Consider the following 24,508-nt stretch of genomic DNA (forward strand, 5'->3'; position numbering starts at 1 on the left):
CTACTGCCCACGGTAAGTGGTGATCGTCCTCGGCGCAGCGCGGCGGGGATTGTCGGCGCGACCACGGCGGCGCGAGACTCAACGCCGCCCGCCCCGGCGCGTCTGTGGTGTGGCAAGCTCGATCGCATGCGGCTGGAGAACGTCTGGTTGCGGTATCACCGGCGTGGTCCGTGGGTGCTGCGGGGCGTGGATGTGCGGATCGGCCCGGGTGAGGTCGCGGTCGTCCTGGGCCGCAACGGGGTGGGCAAGTCCACGCTGCTCCAGGTGGCCGCCGGGGTGCTGCGGCCGGGCCGGGGTCGGGTCGTCGACCGGCCAGCCCGGGTGGGCTGGGTCCCGGAGCGTTTCCCGGCCGACCAGCCCTTCACCGTCTCCCGTTACCTGACCAGCATGGCCCGCGTTGCCGGGTTGGGGCGGTCGGCCGCCGACGAGGCGGTGACAACCTGGACGCAGCGGCTCGGCCTGGGCGCGTTCAGCTCGGTGCGGCTTCCGGAGCTGTCCAAGGGCACCGCGCAGAAGGTGGGTCTCGCCCAGGCCATGCTGCGACCGCCCGGCCTGCTGGTGCTCGACGAGCCGTGGGAGGGCCTCGACGCCGCGACCCGCGAGCTGGTTCCCGAGCTGATCGACGAGGTGCTGGCCGACGGCGGCACGGTCCTGGTCAGCGACCACCGCGGGGAAACGGTCCGGCTGCCGGGCGCGCGCCGCTGGTCGGTGGCCGCCGGCTCGCTGACCGAGGAGACCGCGTCGACCGACGAGGAGGCCATCGCGGTGGTCGAGGTAGCGGTGCCGGCCGCGCGGGCCGCCAGCACCGTCGCCCGGTTGCGCGCCGAGGGCCACCAGATTCTTCGGGTACGCGCCGACGCCTCCATGACCGCACCGCAGGCCCGGCCCGCGGCTGCACCGCTGCGGCCGGCCGGTGAACCGGCTCTCGACCAGCCCGAGGGCGTGGACGCGGTCGAGCAGGCAGCGGGGGAGGCCCGGTGAGCGCCCTGGTGCGGATGCGACTGGCGGGTTTCCTGCGGACCGGTCGGGCGTTGGCGCCGTTGCTCGCGGGTCTCGTCGTGCTCGGCACGCTCTACGGCGGCGGCCGGTCCCAGCCGGCGGAGGCGTACGGCGTCTCGGCCGTGGTGCTCTTCCCGGTGCTCGCCTGGCAGACCAAGATCCTGCTGGACATCGAGCCGGACGTGCAGCGCCGGCTCGCCCAGGTGACGGTCGGGGTGGCCCGGGAGCGCCTGGCCGGGCTCCTGGCGGCCGGCGTGGCGGCGCTGGTCGCGGTGGCGGTCGCGCTGCTCTTCCCCTGGTTGGTGGGCGGGGTCACCGGCCCGGTCGAGCCGGGGGACCGGTCGGTGCCGGTCGGCATCGCGCTGGGGCTGTGGGCGCACCTGCTGGCCGTACCCGCGGCGGTCGCCCTCGGGGCGCTGGCCAGCCGGGCGTCGGTGGGCGGTGCCGCGTACGGCGTGGCGGTGCTGGCCCTCGGCGGTGTCGGCGCGGTGGCGCTCGGTTTGCGCGGTTCGGTGGCGCCCTGGCTGGTGCCGCCGATCATGGCCACCGCGCGGACGACCGCGGGTGACGCCGCCGCGCTGACCCTGCTCGGGCTCACGCTCTGGGCGTCGGCGTGGAGCGCGGCGGTCACCGCCGGCTATTTGTGGCGGCGGCGGGCCCAGGGCTGACCAGCGACACTGCCCGTGACCCGGCTCACCGGGGGCGATTTGGCGCTGGTGGTGCAGGCGCGTAGTCTTCAACAGTCATCCGTGTTTCCATGGATGAGGAACCACCCAGAGACCGCTGGTCACCGTGCTCCGGCACGGTCGAAGGTCCCGCGACAACGGGCGACCCGCGTAGGGCGGCAAGCGTAACTCGGCAGTGAGCATGGTCCGCCGACCGTGACGATCCGCCGGCCCTCGCCCCGTGCGCCCTGCGCCGGGGCTTTTCGTTGTCGTGCTGCCTCCGCCCCCGCTCCGGCTTCGGCCGTGTCGGGGACCAGCCTCGAGTAACGAGAGAGGAGGGACATGGCGGACAAGCCGATCCGGGCCGACAAGGCCACGGCCGTCGCTGAGCTGACCGAGAGCTTCCGCAACGCGGGCGCCACCGTGCTGACCGAGTACCGCGGTCTGACGGTTTCCCAGCTCACCCAGCTGCGGCGCTCGCTCGGCGCCGAGACCAGCTACACGGTCGCGAAGAACACGCTGGCGAAGCGTGCCGCGACGGACGCGGGCATCAACGGCCTCGACGAGCTGTTCACCGGTCCTACCGCGCTGACTTTCGTTTCGGGCGACGTCGTCGAGGCGGCGAAGGGGCTTCGCGACTTCGCGAAGGCCAACCCGAAGCTCGTCATCAAGGGCGGTGTCTTCGAGGGCAGGGCCATTTCCGCGGCCGAGGTCACGAAGCTCGCCGACCTGGAGTCCCGCGAGGTGCTGCTGGCCAGGATGGCCGGCGCGATGAAGGGCAACCTGAGCAAGGCCGCGGCCCTGTTCCAGGCACCGCTCTCCAAGGCCGCCCGCGCGGCGGCCGCCCTTGCGGACAAGAAGCGCGAGCAGGAGGGCGCCGAGGCGGCCTGAGGCCGCGCGGCGCACCCACGTTCTTAACAACCTTTAGAAAGGACGCCAGACATGGCGAAGCTCAGCACCGACGAGCTGCTCGACGCGTTCAAGGAGATGACGCTGATCGAGCTCTCCGAGTTCGTGAAGCAGTTCGAGGACACCTTCGAGGTCACCGCCGCCGCTCCGGTCGCGGTTGCCGCCGCCGGTGGCGCCCCGGCCGCCGCCGAGGCCGAGCCGGAGAAGGACGAGTTCGACGTCGTCCTCGAGGCTGACGGTGGCAAGAAGATCCAGGTCATCAAGGTCGTGCGCGAGCTGACCGGCCTGGGCCTCAAGGAGGCCAAGGACGCGGTCGAGTCCGCGCCGAAGGCCATCCTGGAGAAGGTCAACAAGGAGACCGCCGAGAAGGCGAAGGCGAAGCTCGAGGGTGAGGGCGCCAAGGTCACCCTCAAGTGACCTGACGTTCCACCTGCGCGTGCCCGGCTCAGTGAGTCGGGACACGATCGCGTCGCGGCGGGCGGTGATCCGACACGGATCGCTGCCCGCCGTGTTTCGTGGATCCAGCGACAACCGTCCTGAGCTGGGCGTCGATGGTCGATGCCGGACCACCGGACGAGGGGCCCCGGTCGCCCTCAGGTGGGAAAGAACCGACGACCCGAATACCGGCCCTTGACGCGGCCCCGGCCTGCCAGGCACGCTGAACACCAGCAAGACACCGCGCTTGCGACGGCCACGACGTGGGTAATGACAGCGGCGGCACCAGCGGCCGCGGCAACCCGAGCGGCCCAGTGGGGACGTTGCGTTCTGAGCGGCCCGGCAGACCCCGGTTTACGGGGGCCGAGGCGCGTTCCGCGAACGACCTGCGGGGTGGGCTGGACAGCGGTTAGCCTCTCGGCTACACTGCTAGTTTGCGCTGCCTTCCGACTTGACCCCTGCTCGGAAATGTCCGTTTACGGATATTTCTGGTGGGGTCATTGGAGTGCACGCGTACCAGCCGTTCTGCAGCACCGGTCCTCGGAAGGACGCATCTTGGCAGCTTCCCGCCCTGCGAAGACCAGTCGTACGTCGAGCGCATTCGCTCCCCGCCGAGTTTCATTCGGCAGGATCACCGAACACCTCGAGGTCCCCAACCTCCTTGCCATCCAAAACGAGTCCTTCGACTGGCTCGTCGGCAACGAGGCTTGGCAGGGCCGGTCGGCGGACGACCCGCACGCACGCTCGGGTCTCGCGGAGATCCTTGAAGAGATCAGTCCCATTGAGGACTTCTCCGGCACCATGTCACTCTCCTTCTCGGCGCCGCGCTTCGACGAGGTCAAGGCCTCGATCGAGGAGTGCAAGGAGAAGGACCTGACCTACTGCGCTCCGCTCTTCGTGACCGCGGAGTTCACCAACAACACCACTGGCGAGATCAAGAGCCAGACGGTGTTCATGGGTGACTTCCCGATGATGACGCCCAAGGGCACCTTCGTCATCAACGGCACCGAGCGCGTCGTGGTCAGCCAGCTCGTCCGGTCTCCGGGCGTGTACTTCTCCAAGGAGCCGGACAAGACCTCCGACCGCGACCTCTCCAGCGTCAAGGTCATCCCGAGTCGGGGTGCCTGGCTGGAGTTCGACATCGACAAGCGCGACACGGTCGGCGTACGCATCGACCGCAAGCGTCGGCAGGCCGTCACGGTCCTGCTCAAGGCCATCGGATGGTCGGCCGAGCGGATCCGTGAGCGGTTCGGCTGGTCCGAGCTGATGATGACCACGCTCGAGAAGGACCACATCGCCGGCGCCGACGAGGCCCTGCTCGACATCTACCGCAAGCTGCGCCCTGGCGAGCCGCCGACGCGCGAGAACGCCCAGACCCTGCTCGACAACCTCTTCTTCAACCCGAAGAGGTACGACGTCGCCAAGGTCGGGCGCTACAAGTTCAACAAGAAGCTCGAAGTCGACGTGCCGATCACCACCGGCACGCTGACCGAGGACGACATCGTCGCCACCGTGGAGTACCTGTGCCGGCTGCACGCCGGTGAGGACGGCTACGAGGCCGACGACATCGACCACTTCGGCAACCGTCGCCTGCGCACCGTGGGTGAGCTGATCCAGAACCAGGTTCGGGTCGGCCTCTCCCGCATGGAGCGGGTCGTCCGCGAGCGGATGACCACGCAGGACGTCGAGGCGATCACGCCGCAGACCCTGATCAACATCCGCCCGGTGGTGGCGGCGATCAAGGAGTTCTTCGGTACGTCGCAGCTGTCCCAGTTCATGGACCAGACCAACCCGCTGGCGGGCTTGACCCACCGGCGTCGGCTGAGCGCGCTCGGCCCGGGTGGTCTGTCCCGGGAGCGGGCCGGCTTCGAGGTCCGCGACGTGCACCCGTCCCACTACGGCCGGATGTGCCCGATCGAGACGCCGGAAGGCCCGAACATCGGCCTGATCGGCGCGCTGTCCACCTTCGCCCGGGTCAACCCGTTCGGCTTCATCGAGACGCCGTACCGGAAGGTCGTCGAGGGTCGGGTAACCGACCAGATCGACTACCTGACCGCGGACGAGGAGGACCGGTTCGTCAAGGCCCAGGCCAACGCGCGGCTGAAGGCGGACGGCACGTTCGCCGAGGAGCGGGTGCTCTGCCGTCGTAAGGGCGGCGAGACCGAGGACGTCGTTCCTGGTGCCGTCGACTACATGGACGTCTCGCCCCGGCAGATGACCTCGGTCGCGACCGCCATGATCCCGTTCCTCGAGCACGACGACGCCAACCGGGCACTGATGGGCGCGAACATGCAGCGCCAGGCGGTGCCGCTGGTCAAGGCCGAGGCGCCGCTCGTGGGTACGGGCATGGAGTACCGTGCCGCGGTCGACGCTGGCGACGTGGTGGTCGCCGAGGTCGGCGGTGTGATCGAGGATCTCTGCGCCGACTACGTCACCATCCACCAGGATGACGGCCACCGCCGGACGTACCTGCTGCACAAGTTCCGCCGCTCCAACGCCGGCTCCTGCGTCAACCAGAAGCCGGTGGTCTTCGAGGGCGACCGCGTCGAGGCCGGTCAGGTCATCGCCGATGGTCCGTGCACCGACGAGGGCGAGATGGCGCTCGGACGCAACCTGCTGGTGGCGTTCATGTGCTGGGAGGGTCACAACTATGAGGACGCGATCATCCTGTCGCAGCGCCTCGTGCAGCAGGACGTGCTCACCTCGATCCACATCGAGGAGCACGAGGTCGACGCCCGGGACACCAAGCTCGGTCCGGAGGAGATCACCCGCGACATCCCGAACGTCAGCGAGGAAATGCTCGCTGACCTCGACGAGCGCGGCATCATCCGGATCGGCGCCGAGGTCGTCCCCGGCGACATCCTGGTCGGCAAGGTCACGCCCAAGGGTGAGACCGAGCTGACCCCGGAGGAGCGGCTGCTCCGCGCGATCTTCGGTGAGAAGGCGCGTGAGGTTCGGGACACCTCGCTGAAGGTGCCGCACGGCGAGACCGGCACGGTCATCGGTGTGCGCACGTTCTCCCGCGAGGACGGCGACGAGTTGCCGCCGGGCGTCAACGAGCTGGTCCGGGTCTACGTCGCCCAGAAGCGCAAGATCCAGGACGGCGACAAGCTCGCCGGCCGGCACGGCAACAAGGGCGTCATCTCGAAGATCCTGCCGATCGAGGACATGCCGTTCCTGGAGGACGGCACCCCGGTCGACATCGTGCTCAACCCGCTCGGCGTGCCGAGCCGGATGAACATCGGCCAGGTTCTGGAGACCCACCTCGGTTGGGTCGCCAAGACCGGGTGGAAGGTCGAGGGTGACGACGCCGACTGGAAGCGCCAGCTCCGCTCGATCGACGCGCACGAGTCCGAGGGTGACACCAACGTGGCCACCCCGGTCTTCGACGGTGCCCGCGAAGAGGAGATCTCCGGTCTGCTCGAGTCGACCCTGCCCAACCGGGACGGCAAGCAGCTGATCGGGCGTACCGGCAAGGCGCAGCTGTTCGACGGTCGTTCCGGCGAGCCGCTGCCGGACCCGATCGCGGTCGGCTACGTCTACATCCTGAAGCTCAACCACCTGGTCGACGACAAGATCCACGCTCGTTCGACCGGCCCGTACTCGATGATCACGCAGCAGCCGCTGGGTGGTAAGGCGCAGTTCGGTGGTCAGCGTTTCGGTGAGATGGAGTGCTGGGCGATGCAGGCGTACGGCGCTGCCTACGCCCTGCAGGAGCTGCTCACGATCAAGTCCGACGACGTGCTCGGCCGCGTGAAGGTCTACGAGGCCATCGTCAAGGGCGAGAACATCCCGGAGCCGGGCATCCCGGAGTCGTTCAAGGTGCTGCTCAAGGAGCTGCAGTCGCTGTGCCTCAACGTTGAGGTGCTCTCCAGCGACGGTGTGGCCCTGGAAATGCGCGAGACCGACGACGAGGTGTTCCGGGCCGCCGAGGAGCTGGGCATCGACCTGTCCCGGCGCGAGCCGAGCTCGGTCGAAGAGGTCTGAGGTGAGCGGTCGGGGGCCGGTTCGCCGGCCCCCGACCCCACCCGAGAATTAGCAGTACAGACGACGACATAGGGGACAGAGTGCTCGACGTCAACTTCTTCGACGAGCTGCGCATTGGTCTCGCCACCGCCGACGACATCCGTCAGTGGTCGCACGGCGAGGTCAAGAAGCCTGAGACGATCAACTACCGCACCCTGAAGCCGGAGAAGGACGGACTCTTCTGCGAGAAGATCTTCGGTCCGCAGCGGGACTGGGAGTGCTACTGCGGTAAGTACAAGCGCGTCCGGTTCAAGGGCATCATCTGTGAGCGCTGCGGCGTCGAGGTGACTCGCTCCAAGGTCCGTCGTGAGCGGATGGGGCACATCGAGCTCGCCGCTCCGGTGACCCACATCTGGTACTTCAAGGGCGTTCCGAGTCGGCTGGGCTACCTGCTGGACCTCGCCCCCAAGGACCTCGAGAAGATCATCTACTTCGCCTCGTACGTCGTGACGAGCGTGGACGCCGAGTCGCGTCACCGTGACCTCTCGACGATCGAGAACGAGATCCTGGCCGAGAAGCGGCAGTCCGAGAACAGCCGCGACTCGGAGATCGAGAAGCGGGCCGCCAAGCTCGAGGCCGACCTGGCCGAGCTGGAGGCCGAGGGTGCCAAGGCGGACGTCCGGCGCAAGGTCAAGGAGGGCGGAGAGCGCGAGATGCGCCAGATCCGCGACCGGGCCCAGCGCGAGATCGACCGCCTGGACGAGGTGCTGGACACCTTCCGCAAGCTGGAGCCGAAGCAGCTGGTCACCGACGAGCTGCTCTACCGCGAGCTGCGCGACCGGTTCGGTGAGTACTTCACCGGTTCGATGGGCGCGGAGGCGATCAAGGCGCTGGTCCAGAACATGGACCTCGACGCCGAGGCCGAGAGCCTGCGGGAGACCATCCGGTCCGGCAAGGGTCAGCGGAAGATCCGGGCGCTCAAGCGACTCAAGGTCGTCGCGGCGTTCCTGAACACCCGCAACTCGCCGCTCGGCATGGTGCTGGACTGCGTCCCGGTCATCCCGCCGGACCTGCGCCCGATGGTGCAGCTCGACGGTGGCCGCTTCGCGACCTCGGACCTCAACGACCTGTACCGGCGTGTGATCAACCGGAACAACCGCCTCAAGCGGCTGATCGACCTCGGCGCGCCCGAGATCATCGTCAACAACGAGAAGCGGATGCTCCAGGAGGCCGTCGACGCGCTGTTCGACAACGGCCGTCGCGGCCGGCCGGTCACCGGCCCGGGCAACCGTCCGCTCAAGTCGCTGTCCGACATGCTCAAGGGCAAGCAGGGCCGGTTCCGCCAGAACCTGCTGGGCAAGCGCGTCGACTACTCGGGCCGTTCGGTCATCGTGGTCGGCCCGAAGCTCAAGCTGCACCAGTGTGGTCTGCCCAAGCAGATGGCGTTGGAGCTGTTCAAGCCGTTCGTGATGAAGCGGCTGGTGGACCTCAACCACGCGCAGAACATCAAGTCCGCCAAGCGGATGGTCGAGCGTCAGCGCCCGGTCGTGTGGGACGTGCTGGAAGAGGTCATCGGCGAGCACCCGGTGCTGCTCAACCGGGCGCCGACCCTGCACCGTCTGGGCATCCAGGCCTTCGAGCCGCAGCTGGTCGAGGGCAAGGCGATCCAGATCCACCCGCTGGTCTGCACCGCGTTCAACGCTGACTTCGACGGTGACCAGATGGCGGTGCACGTGCCGCTGTCCGCCGAGGCCCAGGCCGAGGCGCGGATCCTGATGCTGTCGTCGAACAACATCCTCAAGCCGGCCGACGGCAAGCCGGTCACCATGCCCACGCAGGACATGGTCATCGGTCTGTACTACCTCACCCACCTCACCCCCGGTGAGAAGGGCGAGGGCCGGGTGTTCAGCTCGGACGCCGAGGCGCAGATGGCCTTCGACAACGGTGAGCTGGGCCTGCAGGCGCCGGTGAAGATCCGCCTGCGTGGCGTGGTCGGCGTCGACAACGGCACCGGCGCCGAGGCGTGGACCGCCCCGGAGGGCTGGGTCGAGGGTGACCCGCTGACCGTGGAGACCACCCTGGGCCGGGTGCTGTTCAACGAGACGCTGCCGCAGGGCTACCGCTTCGTGAACTACGAGATCCGCAAGGGTCAGCTCTCCGCGATCGTCAACGACCTCGCCGAGCGCTTCCCCAAGGTGGCGCTGGCCGCCACCCTGGACGGGCTCAAGGAGGCCGGTTTCCACTGGGCCACCTGGTCCGGCGTGACGATCGGCATGGAGGACGTCATCGCTCCGCCGCGCAAGGCGGAGATCCTGGCGAAGTACGAGAAGGAAGCCGACCGGATCGACAAGCAGTACCAGCGTGGTCTGATGACCGCCGAGGAGCGTCGCGGCGAGCTCATCGAGATCTGGACCAAGGCGACCAACGAGGTCGCCAAGGAGATGGACACCGCGCTGCCGCAGGAGAACCCCCTGTGGGTGATGATCAACTCGGGTGCCCGCGGTAACCTGCTCCAGCTCCGGCAGATCGCGGCGATCCGTGGTCTGGTGGCCAACCCGAAGGGCGAGATCATCCCGCGGCCGATCAAGGCCAGCTACCGGGAGGGTCTGTCCGTGCTGGAGTACTTCATCTCCACGCACGGTGCCCGTAAGGGTCTCGCCGACACCGCGCTGCGGACCGCCGACTCGGGTTACCTGACCCGTCGTCTGGTGGACGTCTCCCAGGACGTGATCATCCGCGAGGAGGACTGCGGCACCGACCGGGCGATCCCGATGCAGATCGGCGAGAAGCTGGACGGCAAGCTCGTCATTCACACCCACGCCGAGACCAGCGTGCACGCCCGGACCCTGGCCGACGACATCAAGGGGCCGGACGGCACCGTGGTGGCCGAGCGCGGTCAGGACATCAACTCCATCGGGGTCGACAAGATCGTCGCCGCTGGCGTGGAGACGGTCCGGGTGCGCAGCGTGCTCACCTGCGAGTCGAAGCTGGGCGTCTGCGCGGCCTGCTACGGCCGTTCGCTGCCGACCGGCAAGTCGGTCGACATCGGTGAGGCTGTCGGCATCATCGCCGCCCAGTCCATCGGCGAGCCGGGTACGCAGCTGACGATGCGTACCTTCCACACCGGTGGTGTCGCGGGTGAGGACATCACCCAGGGTCTGCCGCGTGTTCAGGAAATCTTCGAGGCTCGGGTCCCGAAGGGTAAGGCGCCCATCGCCGACACCCCCGGCCGGATCCGGATCGAGGACGGCGAGCGCTCGCGCAAGATCATCGTGGTGCCGGACGACGGCAGCGAAGAGATCGTCTACGACAAGATCTCGAAGCGGGTCAAGCTCCGGACCCACGACGGCGGTCACGTCGCGGTCGGCGAGAAGCTGACCGAGGGCACCATCGACCCGCACGAGCTTCTGCGGATCATGGGTCCGCGGGCGGTCCAGGTCCACCTGACCAGTGAGGTCCAGGAGGTCTACCGCTCGCAGGGTGTGCTCATCCACGACAAGCACATCGAGATCATCATCCGCCAGATGCTCAAGCGGGTGACGGTCATCGACTCCGGCTCGACCGAGTTCCTGCCGGGTGTGCTGGTTGACCGGGCGCTGTTCGAGTCGGAGAACCGCCGGCTCGTGTCGGAGGGTGGCGAGCCCGCCGCCGGCCGTCCGGTGCTGATGGGTATCACCAAGGCCTCGCTGGCCACCGACTCCTGGCTCTCCGCGGCCTCCTTCCAGGAGACCACCCGGGTGCTGACCGACGCTGCGATCAACTCGCGCAGCGACTCGCTGGTCGGCCTCAAGGAGAACGTGATCATCGGTAAGCTCATCCCGGCCGGTACGGGCATCAGCAAGTACCGCAACGTCCGGGTCGAGCCGACCGAGGAGGCCAAGGCCAAGGTCTACTCGATGACCGGCTACCCGGAGACCGACTACGGGTTCGGGCCGGCCAGCGGGCAGGCTGTGCCGCTGGACGACTTCGACTTCGGGTCGTACCGCTAAGCACCGACACCGACGAGGCCCCCGGCACCTGCCGGGGGCCTCGTCGTGTCCGGACCGACCCGGCCGTCGACCGGGTTGGGCATGATGGAGGCATGACGACCGCACCCGGACAGGTGTCCGTCGCGTCTCAGGGCCTGCGCCACCCGCTGGATCCGGACCCGGCCCGTGCCACGAAGGCGCGGGCGGTCTTCGCGCTGGGGCTGCTCGGCATGTTGACCGGGCTCTTCATCGGCGGGGTGGTGCCGGCGACGGTGGCGCTGCAACTGGCCCGGCAGGCCCGCCGGGAGGCGTACGCCTCGGGGGGTTTCCTGACCGGCGGCGTCTGGCTGCGGCGGGGGGAGCGGTTGGCCTGGACCGGCCTGGCGCTGGTCGCGGTCACCGTGGTCGTCGCCGTGGTGATCGGGGTGGTCCGGCTGGCTGACACGCCGTTCGGCCACGACTACCCGGCGAACATGGACTGACCGTTTCACCGGCCACGCCCAGCGCGGACGGCGCCGCTTCCGGCGGTAGCCTGGCCGGTGTCCGCCGCGCGGCGACGGCGGCCCTGTCGACAGGAGGACCTCGTGACGGAACCGGCGCGGCCCCCGGCGGACGAGCCGGCGGGGCATCCTGACGCGCCGGCCGCGAGCCCGGCCCCCTCCGGACCGGACGACCGGGCCCAACCCGATCCGGACGGGCAGCCCGCCCCACCCGCCGACGTCCCCGATCCGGGTACGCCGCCGTCGGGTTGGGGCGCGCCGCCCCCGCCCGGATGGGGTCCGCCCACGGCCGAGTGGGGCGGGGTCTATCCGCCCGGACACGGCCAGCCCCATCCCGCTTCCGGGGCGCCGCTGCCGCACGCCTGGGGTCAGCCGCCGTCGGGCCCGGGTGCGCCGACGGGCTGGGGTCAGCCGTCGGGGCCTGCCGCGCCGTCGGGCTGGGGTCAGCCGTCGGGGCCTGCCGCGCCGTCGGGTTGGGGTCAGCCGTCGTCCGGGCCTGGTGCGCCCGGGGGTTGGGGGCACCCGCCGGCGGGGGTTGGTGTGCCGCCCGGCTGGGGTCAGCCGCCATCGGGGCCCGGCGCGCCAGCGGGTTGGGGCCAGCCGGCGCAGGGCCAGCCGCCCGGTTGGGGCGTGGCTCCCGCCCGACCGGTGCCGCCGCCCACCGACGACCAGCGGCGGCCGCCGAAGCGGGTGGAGGCGGTGCCCGGCACGCCGTTCGGCGTGGTGTACCTGGACGTGCCGCCGGTCACCTCCGGACTGGCGACCGGGGCGCTGGTGGCGGGCATCGCGTCGATCCTGGTCTCGCTCCTGGTGATCTGCTTCGGGGTGGCCTTCGCAGACGACGGCGGCGTCTGGGCCTCCGGCGCCTTCACCGTTCTGGGGGTGCTGGCGGGGGTGGCGGCGATCGTCACCGGTCTGCTCGGCCGGCGGCAGATCGCCCGGCCGGCCGCGCCGTCGGCGGTACGGTTCACCGGGCGAGGGCTGGCGGTGGCGGGCATCAGCTGCGGCGCGGCGGGTGCGGTGCTCAGCCTGCTGGGTCTGGGTCTGGCGTTGCTGATCACCCTGACGTGAGGCCGTGCGCCGGGTCTGCGGTGCCTGCCCGGGGGCGACGGGTGGTCCGGCGGGGAAGCCGGTACACTTGTGTCGGTAGGTGCCCATCGCGGGCGACGAGGCGGGACGAGATCCGGCCGGCGAGTGTGAGACGGTCGCCGACCCATTCCGTTTTGACCTGGGCGGCTGTGGTAGGTACTCTTTCCCCTTGTGCCCGGGCGTGCCCGGGCAACTCGTGCGTGCGCTGGATCCGGAGTCCGGACGGCGGCACGACAAGCCAGAGATCCGGGGCGGGGCGATCCGCGTGCCGGTGACAGAAAACCCGGTACGCCTGCGAAAGCGTCCGCACCGGGACCGTGAGCTGGGCGACACGCCCGACCGCGGGTGCCGGGGCCTCCGCAAGGTGGCCCTGGTCGGAATGTAGGAGAGCCGGTCATCAGGCCGGCTAACGAGCAGACGGCGCGGCCGCGTACAGCGGCCGAAGGGAGCGGAGAAACCCGGTGCCCACCATCCAGCAGCTGGTCCGAAAGGGCCGTCAGGCCAAGACGACCAAGACCAAGACCCCGGCGCTCAAGGGGTCCCCCCAGCGGCGCGGCGTGTGCACCCGCGTGTACACCACCACCCCGAAGAAGCCGAACTCGGCGCTGCGCAAGGTCGCTCGTGTGAAGCTCAGCAGCCAGATCGAGGTGACCGCCTACATCCCGGGCGTCGGTCACAACCTGCAGGAGCACTCGATCGTGCTCGTTCGCGGCGGCCGGGTGAAGGACCTCCCCGGCGTGCGTTACAAGATTGTCCGCGGCTCGCTGGACACCCAGGGTGTCCGCAACCGCAAGCAGGCGCGCAGCCGTTACGGCGCGAAGAAGGAGAAGAGCTGACATGCCGCGTAAGGGACCCGCTCCGCGGCGGCCACTGGTCGCTGACCCGGTGTACAACTCGCCGCTGGTCACCCAGCTGGTGAACAAGATCCTGCTCCGCGGCAAGCGTCAGCTCGCCGAGTCGATCGTGTACGCGGCCCTCGAGGGCTGCCGCGAGAAGTCCGGCACCGACCCGGTCGTCACCCTCAAGCGGGCGATGGACAACGTCAAGCCGACCCTCGAGGTGCGCAGCCGTCGTGTCGGTGGCGCCACCTACCAGGTTCCGGTCGAGGTCCGCCCCACCCGGGCGACCACCCTGGGCCTGCGCTGGCTGGTCACCTACTCCCGCGCCCGGCGCGAGAAGACCATGGTCGAGCGGCTGATGAACGAGCTGCTGGACGCGAGCAACGGCCTCGGTGCCGCCGTCAAGCGGCGCGAGGACACGCACAAGATGGCCGAGTCGAACAAGGCCTTCGCGCACTACCGCTGGTAACACCCTGGTTCCGGCGCCTCCGGGCGCCGGAACCGCCACCAGTTGAGTCGAGACGACGATAAGTAGGGATTGAAGTGGCCGCCGCAGACGCGCTCGCCAAGGTACGCAACATCGGCATCATGGCGCACATCGATGCCGGTAAGACCACGACCACCGAGCGAATCCTGTTCTACACCGGCATCACGTACAAGATCGGTGAGGTCCACGAGGGCGCTGCCGTCATGGACTGGATGGAGCAGGAGCAGGAGCGTGGTATCACCATCACCTCCGCTGCTACCAAGTGTGAGTGGAAGGGCCACACGATCCAGATCATCGACACGCCTGGTCACGTCGACTTCACGGTCGAGGTCGAGCGGTCGCTGCGTGTCCTGGATGGTGCGGTCGCGGTTTACGACGGTGTCGCCGGCGTGGAGCCGCAGACGGAGAACGTCTGGCGGCAGGCCGACAAGTACAACGTCCCGCGCATGTGCTTCGTCAACAAGCTCGACCGGACCGGCGCCGACTTCTTCCGCTGCGTGCAGATGATGATCGACCGGCTGAACGCCACCCCGCTGGTGCTCCAGATCCCGATCGGGCTCGAGGGCGACCACATCGGTGTCGTCGACCTGATCGGCATGCGCGCCCTCACCTGGCGTGGGGAGACCCAGAAGGGTGAGGACTACGCGGTTGAGGAGATCCCGGCCGACCTGGCCGACTCCGCTGCCGAGTGGCGCGAGAAGCTGATGGAGACCCTCGCCGACGTCGACGACTCGGTGATGGAGAAGTACCTGGAGGGCGAAGAGGTCTCCGTCGAGGAGATCAAGGCCGCCATCCGGCGTGCCACCATCGCCGGCAAGGCCAACCCGGTGCTCTGCGGCTCGGCGTTCAAGAACAAGGGCGTCCAGCCCATGCTCGACGCCGTGGTCGACTTCCTGCCGTCGCCGCTGGACGTTCCGGCGATCGAGGGTACGGCGACCGACGGCGAGACCCCGCTGCTGCGTAAGCCGTCCAACTCGGAGCCCTTCTCCGGCCTGGCCTTCAAGATCCAGACGGACAAGCACCTGGGCAAGCTCACCTACGTGCGGGTCTACTCCGGCACGCTCGATTCCGGTTCCCAGGTGGTCAACTCCACCAAGGACCGCAAGGAGCGCATCGGCAAGATCTACCAGATGCACGCCAACAAGCGGGAAGAGCGTCCGTCGGCGCAGGCCGGCGACATCATCGCCGTGCAGGGTCTCAAGCAGACCACCACCGGCGACACGCTCTCCGACCCGGCGAACCCGGTCATCCTGGAGTCGATGACCTTCCCGGAGCCGGTCATCTCGGTGGCGATCGAGCCGAAGACCAAGTCCGACCAGGAGAAGCTGGGCACTGCCATCCAGCGCCTGGCCGAGGAGGACCCGACCTTCCGCGTCCAGCTGGACGAGGAGACCGGTCAGACGGTCATCTCCGGCATGGGTGAGCTGCACCTGGACATCCTGGTCGACCGGATGCGCCGCGAGTTCAACGTCGAGGCCAACGTCGGCAAGCCGCAGGTGGCGTACCGCGAGACCATCCGCCGCAAGGTGGACAAGGTCGAGTACACCCACAAGAAGCAGACCGGTGGTTCCGGCCAGTACGCCCGCGTCATCGTGAGCGTCGAGCCGCTTCCGCTGGACAACGACTCGCCGACCTACGAGTTCGCCAACGCCGTCAGCGGCGGCCGCATCCCCCGGGAGTTCATCCCCTCGGTGGACGCCGGTGCGCAGGACGCGCTGCAGTACGGCATCCTGGCGGGCTTCCCGCTGGTCGGCGTGAAGCTGACCCTGCTGGACGGCCAGTACCACGAGGTCGACTCGTCGGAAATGGCATTCAAGATCGCCGGCTCGATGGTGATGAAGGACGCGGCCCGCAAGGCCGACCCCGCACTGCTCGAGCCGATGATGGCCGTTGAGGTCACCACTCCTGAGGAGAACATGGGTGACGTCATCGGCGACCTCAACTCCCGCCGCGGCATCATCCAGGCGATGGAGGAGCGCAGCGGCGCCCGCATCGTGAGGGCTCTGGTGCCGTTGTCGGAGATGTTCGGCTACGTCGGCGACCTGCGGTCGAAGACCCAGGGCCGGGCTAGCTACAGCATGCAGTTCGACTCCTACGCCGAGGTTCCGCAGAGCGTCGCGAAGGAGATCATCGCGAAGGCAACGGGCGAGTAACTTCCCCGAGCAGGTGATTCGTGGTCGGTCGCGGGTGGTTTCACCCGCCCGCGGCCACCACGATCGGATCGCGTGAGACCGGGCCTGTAGGCTTCATCGCCGCAGAACCCACAAAAGCTCTCCGGCCGCCAGGCCGGAAAGGCTGTCGACAGAGTCCTAAGCGCCGACCGGCGCGCCGGGCGTACGAACCAAGAAGTCCACAGGAGGACACCAGTGGCGAAGGCGAAGTTCGAGCGGACTAAGCCGCACGTCAACATCGGCACCATTGGTCACATCGACCACGGTAAGACGACGCTGACGGCGGCCATCACCAAGGTCCTGCACGACCAGTTCCCGGACCTGAACCCGTACACGCCGTTCGACGAGATCGACAAGGCGCCGGAGGAGAAGGCCCGCGGCATCACGATCTCGATCGCGCACGTCGAGTACCAGACCGAGGCGCGGCACTACGCGCACGTCGACTGCCCCGGCCACGCGGACTACATCAAGAACATGATCACCGGTGCCGCGCAGATGGACGGCGCGATCCTGGTGGTCGCGGCGACCGACGGCCCGATGCCGCAGACCCGTGAGCACGTGCTGCTCGCGCGTCAGGTTGGCGTGCCGTACATCGTCGTGGCGCTCAACAAGAGCGACATGGTCGACGACGAGGAGCTCCTGGAGCTCGTCGAGCTCGAGGTCCGTGAGCTGCTCTCCTCGCAGGAGTACCCGGGTGACGACCTGCCGGTCGTCCGGGTTTCGGCGCTGAAGGCCCTCGAGGGTGACCCCGAGTGGACCGGCAAGCTCCTGGACCTGATGACCGCGGTCGACACCGCGATCCCGCAGCCGGAGCGTGAGACCGAGCGGCCGTTCCTCATGCCGATCGAGGACGTCTTCACGATCACCGGTCGTGGCACCGTCGTCACGGGTCGCGCCGAGCGCGGCATCCTCAAGCCGAACGAGGAGGTGGAGATCGTCGGTATCCGCGAGAAGTCGCAGAAGACGGTCTGCACCGGCATCGAGATGTTCCGCAAGCTGCTCGACGAGGCCCGCGCGGGCGAGAACGTCGGTCTGCTGCTGCGTGGCATCAAGCGCGAGGACGTCGAGCGCGGCATGGTGGTCGTCAAGCCGGGCACCACGACCCCGCACACGGAGTTCGAGGCGACGGTCTACATCCTCTCCAAGGAGGAGGGCGGCCGGCACACCCCGTTCTTCCAGAACTACCGTCCGCAGTTCTACTTCCGGACCACGGACGTCACCGGTGTCGTCACCCTCCCCGAGGGCACCGAGATGGTCATGCCGGGCGACAACACCACCATGTCGGTGAAGCTGATCCAGCCCATCGCCATGGAGGAGAACCTCAAGTTCGCGATCCGCGAGGGTGGCCGCACCGTCGGCGCCGGGTTCGTCACCAAGATCATCAAGTGAGCTAGGTAACCCCGATTAGACCCGCCGCCGGTCGTGCGGCATACTAGTCAGGTTGCGTAACGACAGTTCGTCGCCTGTGTTCGGCTTTCGCTGAACCTCCGGGTGGCGAGACAGTCGAGCGTGGGGTGGTTGGCGGCCCAGTCGCCAACCACCCTCGCACGGCGTTCAGGTCGCGGTAATGCGATCGGCGCCTTGACCCACCGCGCGGTCAGCACCACTCCGGAACCACGGGGCGGAGCCCGGCCCGAGGGCGCGACACGCCCGACCGCGGGGGTCGGCGAAGTGGGCCTGTGCCAGCCGGTACAGGCGCCCGCAACACAGCGGCATCGAGAGAAGGAACAGAAGCCACCATGGCGGGACAGAAGATCCGCATCCGGCTCAAGGCCTATGACCACGAGGTCGTCGACTCCTCGGCTCGGAAGATCGTCGAGACGGTGACGCGCACCGGGGCGCAGGTCGCGGGCCCGGTGCCGCTGCCCACGGAGATCAACCGTTTCTGCGTTATCCGCTCGCCGCACAAGTACAAGGACTCGCGCGAGCACTTCGAGATGCGCACGCACAAGCGGCTGATCGACATCATCGACCCGACCCCGAAGACGGTCGACTCGCTCATGCGCCTCGACCTGCCGGCTGGCGTCGACATCGAGATCAAGCTGTAGGGACCGGACAAATGGACAGGCAAGTCAAGGGGATCCTGGGCGCCAAGCTCGGCATGACCCAGGTCTGGGACAACAACAAGGTTGTTCCCGTGACCGTGGTCGAGGCCGGCCCGTGCGTCATCAGCCAGGTTCGTAGCGCCGAGAAGGACGGTTACTCCGCGGTCCAGCTGGCGTACGGCACGATCGACCCGCGCAAGGTCAAGAAGCCGATCAGCGGGCACTACGCGAAGGCGGACGTGGCGCCGCGCCGGCACATCGTCGAGCTGCGCACCACGGACGCCGGGGAATACTCGCTGGGCCAGGAGGTCACGGTCGAGGAGTTCCCGGCAGGCGTCACGATCGACGTCACCGGCAAGACCAAGGGCAAGGGCTACGCCGGCCCGATGAAGCGGCACGGCTTCCACGGCCTGGGTGCCGGTCACGGCGTCGAGCGCAAGCACCGCTCGCCGGGCTCCATCGGCGCCTGCGCCACTCCGGGTCGTGTCTTCAAGGGCACCCGGATGGCCGGCCGCATGGGTGGCGTGCGCTACACCGTGCAGAACCTCACCGTCCAGGCGGTCGACACCGAGAACAACCTGCTGCTCGTCCGGGGTGCCATTCCTGGTCCCAAGGGCGCGCTGGTTCTGGTCCGTACCGCGGCCAAGAGCAAGGTGAAGAAGGGCGGTGCGGCCAAGTGACCACCGTTGACGTGCGCACCGTCGAAGGCAGCACCAGCGGCTCCGTCGAGCTGCCGGCTGACATCTTCGACGTGCAGGCCAACGTCGCGCTGATGCACCAGGTCGTGGTGGCCCAGCTCGCGGCGGCCCGACAGGGCACGCACAAGACCAAGACCCGCGGCGAGGTCGCCGGTGGCGGCAAGAAGCCGTACAAGCAGAAGGGCACCGGTCGCGCCCGGCAGGGCTCGATCCGCGCGCCGCAGTTCGCCGGCGGTGGCGTGGTGCACGGTCCCGTGCCGCGCGACTACAGCCAGCGGACCCCGAAGAAGATGAAGGCCGCCGCACTCCGCGGTGCCCTCTCGGACCGGGCCCGCGCCGGGCAGGTGCACGTCGTCGAGGCGTTCGTCTCGGGCGAGAAGCCGTCGACCAAGGCCGCACTGGCCACGTTGACCACGCTCACCGAGGCCCGTCGGGTTCTCGTCGTGCTGAGCAGCACCGACGAGCTGAACTGGGTGTCGCTGCGCAACGAGCCGCGGGTGCACCTGATCGAGTCCGGCCAGCTGAACACGTACGACGTGCTGGTGGCCGACGACGTGGTCTTCACCAAGGACGCCCTGGACGAGTTCCTGGGCGTGCCCGCCGAGACCACCGAGGAGGGTGGCAAGTGAGCACGATCGCCGACCCGCGCGACATCATTGTGGCGCCGGTCGTCTCGGAGAAGAGCTACAGCGAGCTGAACCGGAACTGGTACACCTTCCTGGTGCACCCGGACGCGAACAAGACCGAGATCAAGATCGCTATCCAGCAGATCTTCGACGTCCGCGTCCTGACGGTCAACACGCTCAACCGCCAGGGCAAGCGCAAGCGCACCAAGACCGGCTTCGGTCAGCGCAAGGCGACCAAGCGGGCGATCGTGAAGCTGGCTGACGGTGACCGTATCGAGGCCTTCGGCGGCCCGGTCAGCTGAGGGGTGTAGACAATGGCTATCCGTAAGTACAAGCCGACGACGCCGGGCCGACGTGGCTCCAGCGTCGCCGACTTCGCCGAGATCACCCGGTCCACGCCGGAGAAGTCGCTGCTGGCTCCGCTGCCGAAGAAGGGCGGGCGTAACGCCCACGGCCGGATCACCACGCGGCACCACGGTGGCGGTCACAAGCGCCAGTACCGTCTGATCGACTTCAAGCGGGTCGACAAGGACGGCGTGCCGGCGAAGGTCGCTCACATCGAGTACGACCCGAACCGCACGGCGCGCATCGCGCTGCTGCACTACGCCGACGGCGAGAAGCGGTACATCATCGCGCCGAAGGACATGAAGCAGGGCGACCGCGTCGAGTCCGGTCCGGGCGCCGACATCAAGCCGGGTAACAACCTGCCGCTGCGCAACATCCCGGTCGGTACCACGATCCACAACGTGGAGCTGCGTCCGGGCGGCGGGGCCAAGCTGGCCCGTTCCGCCGGCGTCGGCATCCAGCTGCTCGGCCGTGAGGGCGCGTACGCGACCCTGCGTATGCCGTCCGGCGAGATCCGGCGGGTGGACGTGCGCTGCCGCGCGAGCGTCGGCGAGATCGGCAACGCCGACCAGTCGAACATCAACTGGGGTAAGGCCGGCCGTATGCGGTGGAAGGGCAAGCGCCCGACCGTCCGTGGTGTCGCCATGAACCCGGTCGACCACCCGCACGGTGGTGGTGAGGGTAAGACCTCCGGTGGTCGCCACCCGGTCAACCCGCAGGGTAAGCCCGAGGGCCGCACCCGCCGTAAGGGCCAGCCGAGCGACAAGCTGATCGTCCGCCGCCGCTACGCCACGCGTAAGCGCGGCTGAGGGAGATAAGACATGCCTCGCAGCCTCAAGAAGGGCCCGTTCGTAGACGACCACCTGCTCAAGAAGGTGGAAGTGCAGAACGACAAGGGCTCGAAGAACGTGATCAAGACCTGGTCGCGGCGCTCGACGATCATCCCGGAGATGCTCGGGCACACGATCGCGGTGCACGACGGACGCAAGCACGTCCCGGTGTTCGTGACCGAGGCGATGGTCGGGCACAAGCTCGGCGAGTTCGCGCTGACCCGCACGTTCAAGGGTCACGAGAAGGACGACCGGAAGAGCCGTCGGCGCTGACGCCGCGGGCATACGGATAGAGGGAACAAGGGGTTACAGCGATGCCAGGAAAGGGCGACGCTCCGGTGCTTCCGGGCGCGCGGGCGGTTGCGCGGCACGTGCGCATCTCGCCGATGAAGGCGCGCCGGGTGGTCAACCTCGTCCGCGGCCTGCCCGCGAAGGAGGCGCTCACGGTGCTGCAGTTCGCGCCGCAGGCTGCGAGCGAGCAGGTGTACAAGGTGCTCGCTAGCGCGATCGCCAACGCGGAGAACAACGAGCGGCTGGACCCCGACGCGCTGCTCGTCAGCGAGGCGTTCGTGGACGAGGGCCCGACGATGAAGCGGTTCCAGCCGCGGGCACAGGGTCGGGCGTACCGGATCCGCAAGCGCACCTGCCACATCACCGTGGCGGTCGAGGCGGTCGCGCCGGCAGCGCCGAGGAAGGCCGCGGCGAAGAAGGCCGCCCCGGCCACGGAGGCCGCACCGGCCGAAGCGCAGAGCAAGACGGAGGACGCCGAGTAATGGGTCAGAAGGTTCACCCCACTGGGTTCCGGCTCGGCATCTCGACCGACTGGAAGTCCCGTTGGTTCGCGGACAAGCTCTACAAGGACTACATCGGCGAGGATGTCAAGATCCGCCGCATGATGTCCAAGGGCCTCGAGCGTGCCGGGATCTCCAAGGTCGACATCGAGCGCACCCGCGACCGCGTCCGCGTCGACATCCACACCGCCCGGCCGGGCATCGTCATCGGCCGTAAGGGTGCGGAGGCCGACCGGATCCGCGGCGAGCTCGAGAAGCTCACCGGCAAGCAGGTCCAGCTGAACATCATCGAGGTGAAGAACCCCGAGTCGGACGCTCAGCTCGTCGCGCAGGGCGTGGCCGAGCAGCTGTCCAGCCGGGTCAGCTTCCGTCGGGCGATGCGCAAGGCCATGCAGTCGGCCATGAAGAACCCGGTCTGCAAGGGCATCCGGGTTCAGGTCTCGGGTCGCCTTGGCGGCGCCGAGATGAGCCGGACCGAGTTCTACCGCGAGGGCCGGGTTCCGCTGCACACGCTGCGGGCCAACATCGAGTACGGCTTCTTCGAGGCCCGTACCACCTTCGGCCGGATCGGCGTGAAGGTCTGGATCTACAAGGGCGACGCGGTTCCGGGCCGGGAGGCTCCGGCCGAGGCCGGTCCGTCGCGCCCGCGTCGTGGTGAGCGCGGCGACCGTCCCGAGCGTCCGCGCCGTGGCCGGTCCGGTTCGTCCGGCACGACCGCTGGTGGCACCGAGGCCGGCCGGGCTGCTGCGACCACCATCGCGCAGCAGGCCGAGACGCCGAGTGGCGAGCCGGTCGACAGCGCTGCTGTCGCCGCGGCGGCTGCTCCGGCAGAAACGCAGCAGGAGGGCTGACAGATGCTGATGCCGCGCAAGCCCCCGAAGGGCTTCCGCAAGCCGCACCACCCGGACCGCAGTGGCGCGTCCAAGGGTGGTAACCGGGTGGTGTTCGGCGAGTTCGGGATCCAGGCTCTCGAGCCGGCGTACGTGACCAACCGCCAGATCGAGTCGGCGCGTATCGCGATGACCCGTCACATCAAGCGTGGCGGCAAGGTCTGGATCACGATCTTCCCGGACCAGGCCCTCACCAAGAAGCCTGCCGAGACCCGGATGGGTTCCGGTAAGGGTTCGCCCGAGTGGTGGGTCGCCAACGTCAAACCGGGGCGGGTTCTCTTCGAGATGTCCTTCCCCAACGAGCAGATCGCGCGAGAGGCCATGCGTCGCGCGATCCACAAGCTCCCGATGAAGTGCCGCATTGTTACGCGCGAAGTGGGTGAATCCTGATGGCAGCGGGCGTTAAGGCGACCGAGCTGCGTGAGCTCTCCGAGGAGGAGCTGGTCACGAAGCTGCGGGAGGCCAAGGCGGAGCTGTTCAACCTCCGCGTGCAGGCCGCAACCGGGCAGCTGGACAACAACCGGCGGCTGCAGGTCATCCGTCGGGAGATCGCCCGGATCTACACGATCATGCGCGAGCGCGAGCTGGGGCTCTCGGCCGCGCCGACTGAGGTGACTGCATCATGACCGAGAACACCACCACTGACGCCACCCGCGCGCGCCGCAAGGTCCGCGAGGGCCTGGTGGTCAGCGACAAGATGGACAAGACCGTCGTGGTCGAGGTCGAGGACCGGGTTCGGCACGCGCTGTACGGCAAGATCATGCGCCGTACACGCAAGCTGAAGGTGCACGACGAGCAGAACGCCGCCGGCATCGGCGACCGGGTCCTGATCATGGAGACCCGGCCGCTGAGCGCCACCAAGCGTTGGCGGATCGTGGAGATCCAGGAAAAGGCCAAGTAGCGAAGGCTCGATCTCGCCCGGCGTTGCGTCGGGCGTAGGTTCCGCCAGGCTCCGGCCGGCCGCTACGGCGGCCGGAGAACCGGCAGACATAGGAGATAGACGTGATTCAGCAGGAGTCGCGACTGCGCGTCGCCGACAACACGGGTGCTCGGGAGATCCTGTGCATCCGGGTTCTCGGTGGCTCCGGTCGGCGCTACGCGAGCATCGGCGACGTCATCGTGGCCACGGTCAAGGACGCGATCCCGGGTGCCGGTGTGAAGAAGGGCGACGTCGTCAAGGCGGTCGTCGTTCGCACGGCCAAGGAGAAGCGGCGGCCGGACGGCTCGTACATCCGCTTCGACGAGAACGCCGCCGTCATCATCAAGGACGGTGGGGACCCGCGCGGTACCCGCATCTTCGGCCCGGTGGGCCGGGAGCTGCGGGACAAGCGGTTCATGAAGATTATTTCCCTCGCGCCGGAGGTGTTGTGACCGTGAAGGTCAAGAAGGGCGACACGGTCGTCGTCATCGCCGGCAAGGACAAGGGTGCCAAGGGCAAGGTCATCGCGGCCTACCCGCGGCAGGACAAGGTCCTGGTCGAGGGCGTGAACCGGGTCAAGAAGCACACCCGCATCAGCACCACCCAGCGTGGCGCCAAGACCGGCGGCATCGTCACCCAGGAGGCCCCGATCCACGTCTCGAACGTGCAGGTCCTGGACTCCGACGGCAAGCCGACCCGCGTCGGTTACCGGATCGACGACAACGGCCAGAAGGTCCGCATCGCGCGTAGCACCGGTAAGGACCTGTGATGACCACGGCTACCGAAAAGACCATGCCGCGCCTCAAGGAGCGGTACCGCAACGAGATCGTGGCCCAGCTGCGTGAGCAGAACAGCTACGGCAACCCCATGCAGGTGCCGCGGCTGGTCAAGATCGTCGTCAACATGGGTGTCGGCGAGGCTGCTCGCGACGCCAAGCTGATCGACGGCGCGGTCCGCGACCTCGCCACGATCACCGGCCAGAAGCCGCAGGTGCGGCGGGCGACCAAGTCCATCGCGCAGTTCAAGCTCCGCGAGGGCATGCCGATCGGCGCGAAGGTGACCCTTCGTGGCGACCGGATGTGGGAGTTCCTGGACCGGCTGCTGTCCATTTCGCTGCCGCGTATCCGCGACTTCCGCGGTCTGGACGGGCGCAAGCTGGACGGGCACGGCAACTACACGTTCGGTCTGACCGAGCAGTCCGTGTTCCACGAGATCGACCAGGACCGGATCGATCGGCAGCGGGGTATGGACATCACGGTGGTCACGACCGCCACGACTGACGACGAGGGTCGGGCGCTGCTCAAGCTCCTGGGCTTCCCGTTCAAGGAGAACTGAG

Annotated in this window: 26 protein-coding genes; all 26 read left to right on the forward strand. The window is 68.5% G+C overall.

Annotated elements, in window-relative coordinates; translation table 11 throughout:
- The first annotated feature begins 126 nt into the window (after window positions 1-126).
- The 26 genes from ABZT87_RS27075 (at window position 127) to rplE (ending at window position 24,507) form a co-directional block, all read left to right on the forward strand.
- Complete coding sequence (locus tag ABZT87_RS27075; RefSeq protein WP_355139097.1) at window positions 127-981, forward strand: ABC transporter ATP-binding protein; 855 nt, start codon at window positions 127-129, stop codon at window positions 979-981.
- Window positions 978-1,667 carry a hypothetical protein gene (locus tag ABZT87_RS27080; protein WP_354863131.1) on the forward strand — a complete coding sequence of 230 codons (690 nt, stop codon included), beginning with the start codon at window positions 978-980 and terminating at the stop codon, window positions 1,665-1,667. Before ABZT87_RS27075 ends, ABZT87_RS27080 begins: the two co-directional genes overlap by 4 nt.
- A 339-nt stretch (window positions 1,668-2,006) precedes the next feature.
- Window positions 2,007-2,555, forward strand: a complete 549-nt coding sequence (rplJ, locus tag ABZT87_RS27085) for a 50S ribosomal protein L10 (RefSeq protein ID WP_354863129.1) — start codon at window positions 2,007-2,009, stop codon at window positions 2,553-2,555.
- Window positions 2,556-2,606: 51 nt separating this feature from the next.
- Window positions 2,607-2,990 (forward strand): 50S ribosomal protein L7/L12, encoded by a 384-nt coding sequence (gene rplL, locus ABZT87_RS27090; RefSeq protein WP_007465324.1) that lies wholly within the window; start codon window positions 2,607-2,609, stop codon window positions 2,988-2,990.
- A gap of 573 nt (window positions 2,991-3,563) precedes the next feature.
- Entirely contained in the window at window positions 3,564-6,995 is a 3,432-nt protein-coding gene (locus tag ABZT87_RS27095; protein ID WP_354863125.1) for a DNA-directed RNA polymerase subunit beta, read from the forward strand.
- Window positions 6,996-7,075: 80 nt separating this feature from the next.
- Entirely contained in the window at window positions 7,076-10,963 is a 3,888-nt protein-coding gene (locus tag ABZT87_RS27100) for a DNA-directed RNA polymerase subunit beta' (RefSeq protein ID WP_354858669.1), read from the forward strand.
- 92 nt (window positions 10,964-11,055) lie between these two features.
- Window positions 11,056-11,424 (forward strand): hypothetical protein, encoded by a 369-nt coding sequence (locus ABZT87_RS27105; protein ID WP_354858666.1) that lies wholly within the window; start codon window positions 11,056-11,058, stop codon window positions 11,422-11,424.
- Window positions 11,425-12,132: 708 nt separating this feature from the next.
- The gene (locus tag ABZT87_RS27110) at window positions 12,133-12,513 is read left to right on the forward strand and encodes a hypothetical protein (protein ID WP_355139186.1); all 381 of its coding nucleotides are present in this window, start codon (window positions 12,133-12,135) and stop codon (window positions 12,511-12,513) included.
- Between the two features lie 479 nt (window positions 12,514-12,992).
- Window positions 12,993-13,367, forward strand: coding sequence for a 30S ribosomal protein S12 (gene rpsL / locus ABZT87_RS27115; RefSeq protein ID WP_007465318.1), 375 nt, complete (start codon window positions 12,993-12,995; stop codon window positions 13,365-13,367).
- 1 nt (window position 13,368) lies between these two features.
- Window positions 13,369-13,839 carry a 30S ribosomal protein S7 gene (gene rpsG / locus ABZT87_RS27120; protein WP_007465317.1) on the forward strand — a complete coding sequence of 157 codons (471 nt, stop codon included), beginning with the start codon at window positions 13,369-13,371 and terminating at the stop codon, window positions 13,837-13,839.
- Window positions 13,840-13,913: 74 nt separating this feature from the next.
- A complete protein-coding gene (gene fusA, locus ABZT87_RS27125) occupies window positions 13,914-16,010 on the forward strand; it encodes an elongation factor G (RefSeq protein ID WP_354858664.1) in 2,097 nt (698 codons plus the stop codon).
- Between the two features lie 213 nt (window positions 16,011-16,223).
- Window positions 16,224-17,417, forward strand: coding sequence for an elongation factor Tu (tuf, locus tag ABZT87_RS27130; RefSeq protein ID WP_007465313.1), 1,194 nt, complete (start codon window positions 16,224-16,226; stop codon window positions 17,415-17,417).
- Between the two features lie 350 nt (window positions 17,418-17,767).
- Entirely contained in the window at window positions 17,768-18,076 is a 309-nt protein-coding gene (gene rpsJ, locus ABZT87_RS27135; RefSeq protein ID WP_007073037.1) for a 30S ribosomal protein S10, read from the forward strand.
- 11 nt (window positions 18,077-18,087) lie between these two features.
- Complete coding sequence (gene rplC, locus ABZT87_RS27140) at window positions 18,088-18,753, forward strand: 50S ribosomal protein L3 (RefSeq protein ID WP_354823900.1); 666 nt, start codon at window positions 18,088-18,090, stop codon at window positions 18,751-18,753.
- Window positions 18,750-19,400: a 50S ribosomal protein L4 gene (gene rplD / locus ABZT87_RS27145; protein WP_354858661.1), complete on the forward strand. Its 651-nt coding sequence runs from the start codon at window positions 18,750-18,752 to the stop codon at window positions 19,398-19,400. Before rplC ends, rplD begins: the two co-directional genes overlap by 4 nt.
- A complete protein-coding gene (gene rplW, locus ABZT87_RS27150) occupies window positions 19,397-19,699 on the forward strand; it encodes a 50S ribosomal protein L23 (protein WP_088998352.1) in 303 nt (100 codons plus the stop codon). The genes rplD and rplW overlap by 4 nt, the downstream gene beginning before the upstream one ends.
- A 12-nt stretch (window positions 19,700-19,711) precedes the next feature.
- Window positions 19,712-20,551, forward strand: a complete 840-nt coding sequence (gene rplB, locus ABZT87_RS27155; protein ID WP_007465301.1) for a 50S ribosomal protein L2 — start codon at window positions 19,712-19,714, stop codon at window positions 20,549-20,551.
- A gap of 12 nt (window positions 20,552-20,563) precedes the next feature.
- A complete protein-coding gene (gene rpsS / locus ABZT87_RS27160) occupies window positions 20,564-20,845 on the forward strand; it encodes a 30S ribosomal protein S19 (RefSeq protein ID WP_007465299.1) in 282 nt (93 codons plus the stop codon).
- Window positions 20,846-20,886: 41 nt separating this feature from the next.
- Window positions 20,887-21,345: a 50S ribosomal protein L22 gene (rplV, locus tag ABZT87_RS27165; protein ID WP_007465297.1), complete on the forward strand. Its 459-nt coding sequence runs from the start codon at window positions 20,887-20,889 to the stop codon at window positions 21,343-21,345.
- Window positions 21,345-22,214 (forward strand): 30S ribosomal protein S3, encoded by an 870-nt coding sequence (rpsC, locus tag ABZT87_RS27170; protein WP_007465294.1) that lies wholly within the window; start codon window positions 21,345-21,347, stop codon window positions 22,212-22,214. Before rplV ends, rpsC begins: the two co-directional genes overlap by 1 nt.
- Window positions 22,215-22,217: 3 nt before the next feature.
- Complete coding sequence (rplP, locus tag ABZT87_RS27175) at window positions 22,218-22,643, forward strand: 50S ribosomal protein L16 (protein WP_007465292.1); 426 nt, start codon at window positions 22,218-22,220, stop codon at window positions 22,641-22,643.
- Window positions 22,643-22,879, forward strand: a complete 237-nt coding sequence (rpmC, locus tag ABZT87_RS27180; RefSeq protein WP_007465283.1) for a 50S ribosomal protein L29 — start codon at window positions 22,643-22,645, stop codon at window positions 22,877-22,879. Before rplP ends, rpmC begins: the two co-directional genes overlap by 1 nt.
- A complete protein-coding gene (rpsQ, locus tag ABZT87_RS27185) occupies window positions 22,876-23,154 on the forward strand; it encodes a 30S ribosomal protein S17 (RefSeq protein WP_354858656.1) in 279 nt (92 codons plus the stop codon). The genes rpmC and rpsQ overlap by 4 nt, the downstream gene beginning before the upstream one ends.
- A gap of 101 nt (window positions 23,155-23,255) precedes the next feature.
- On the forward strand, window positions 23,256-23,624 hold the full coding sequence (gene rplN, locus ABZT87_RS27190) for a 50S ribosomal protein L14 (protein WP_007073026.1): 369 nt from the start codon (window positions 23,256-23,258) through the stop codon (window positions 23,622-23,624).
- Window positions 23,621-23,941 carry a 50S ribosomal protein L24 gene (gene rplX, locus ABZT87_RS27195; RefSeq protein ID WP_007465276.1) on the forward strand — a complete coding sequence of 107 codons (321 nt, stop codon included), beginning with the start codon at window positions 23,621-23,623 and terminating at the stop codon, window positions 23,939-23,941. Before rplN ends, rplX begins: the two co-directional genes overlap by 4 nt.
- Window positions 23,941-24,507 carry a 50S ribosomal protein L5 gene (gene rplE / locus ABZT87_RS27200; RefSeq protein ID WP_354858655.1) on the forward strand — a complete coding sequence of 189 codons (567 nt, stop codon included), beginning with the start codon at window positions 23,941-23,943 and terminating at the stop codon, window positions 24,505-24,507. Before rplX ends, rplE begins: the two co-directional genes overlap by 1 nt.
- Window position 24,508 lies beyond the last annotated feature (1 nt).

The sequence above is a fragment of the Micromonospora sp. NPDC005237 genome (assembly GCF_040607775.1).
Classification (GTDB): Bacteria; Actinomycetota; Actinomycetes; order Mycobacteriales; family Micromonosporaceae; genus Micromonospora.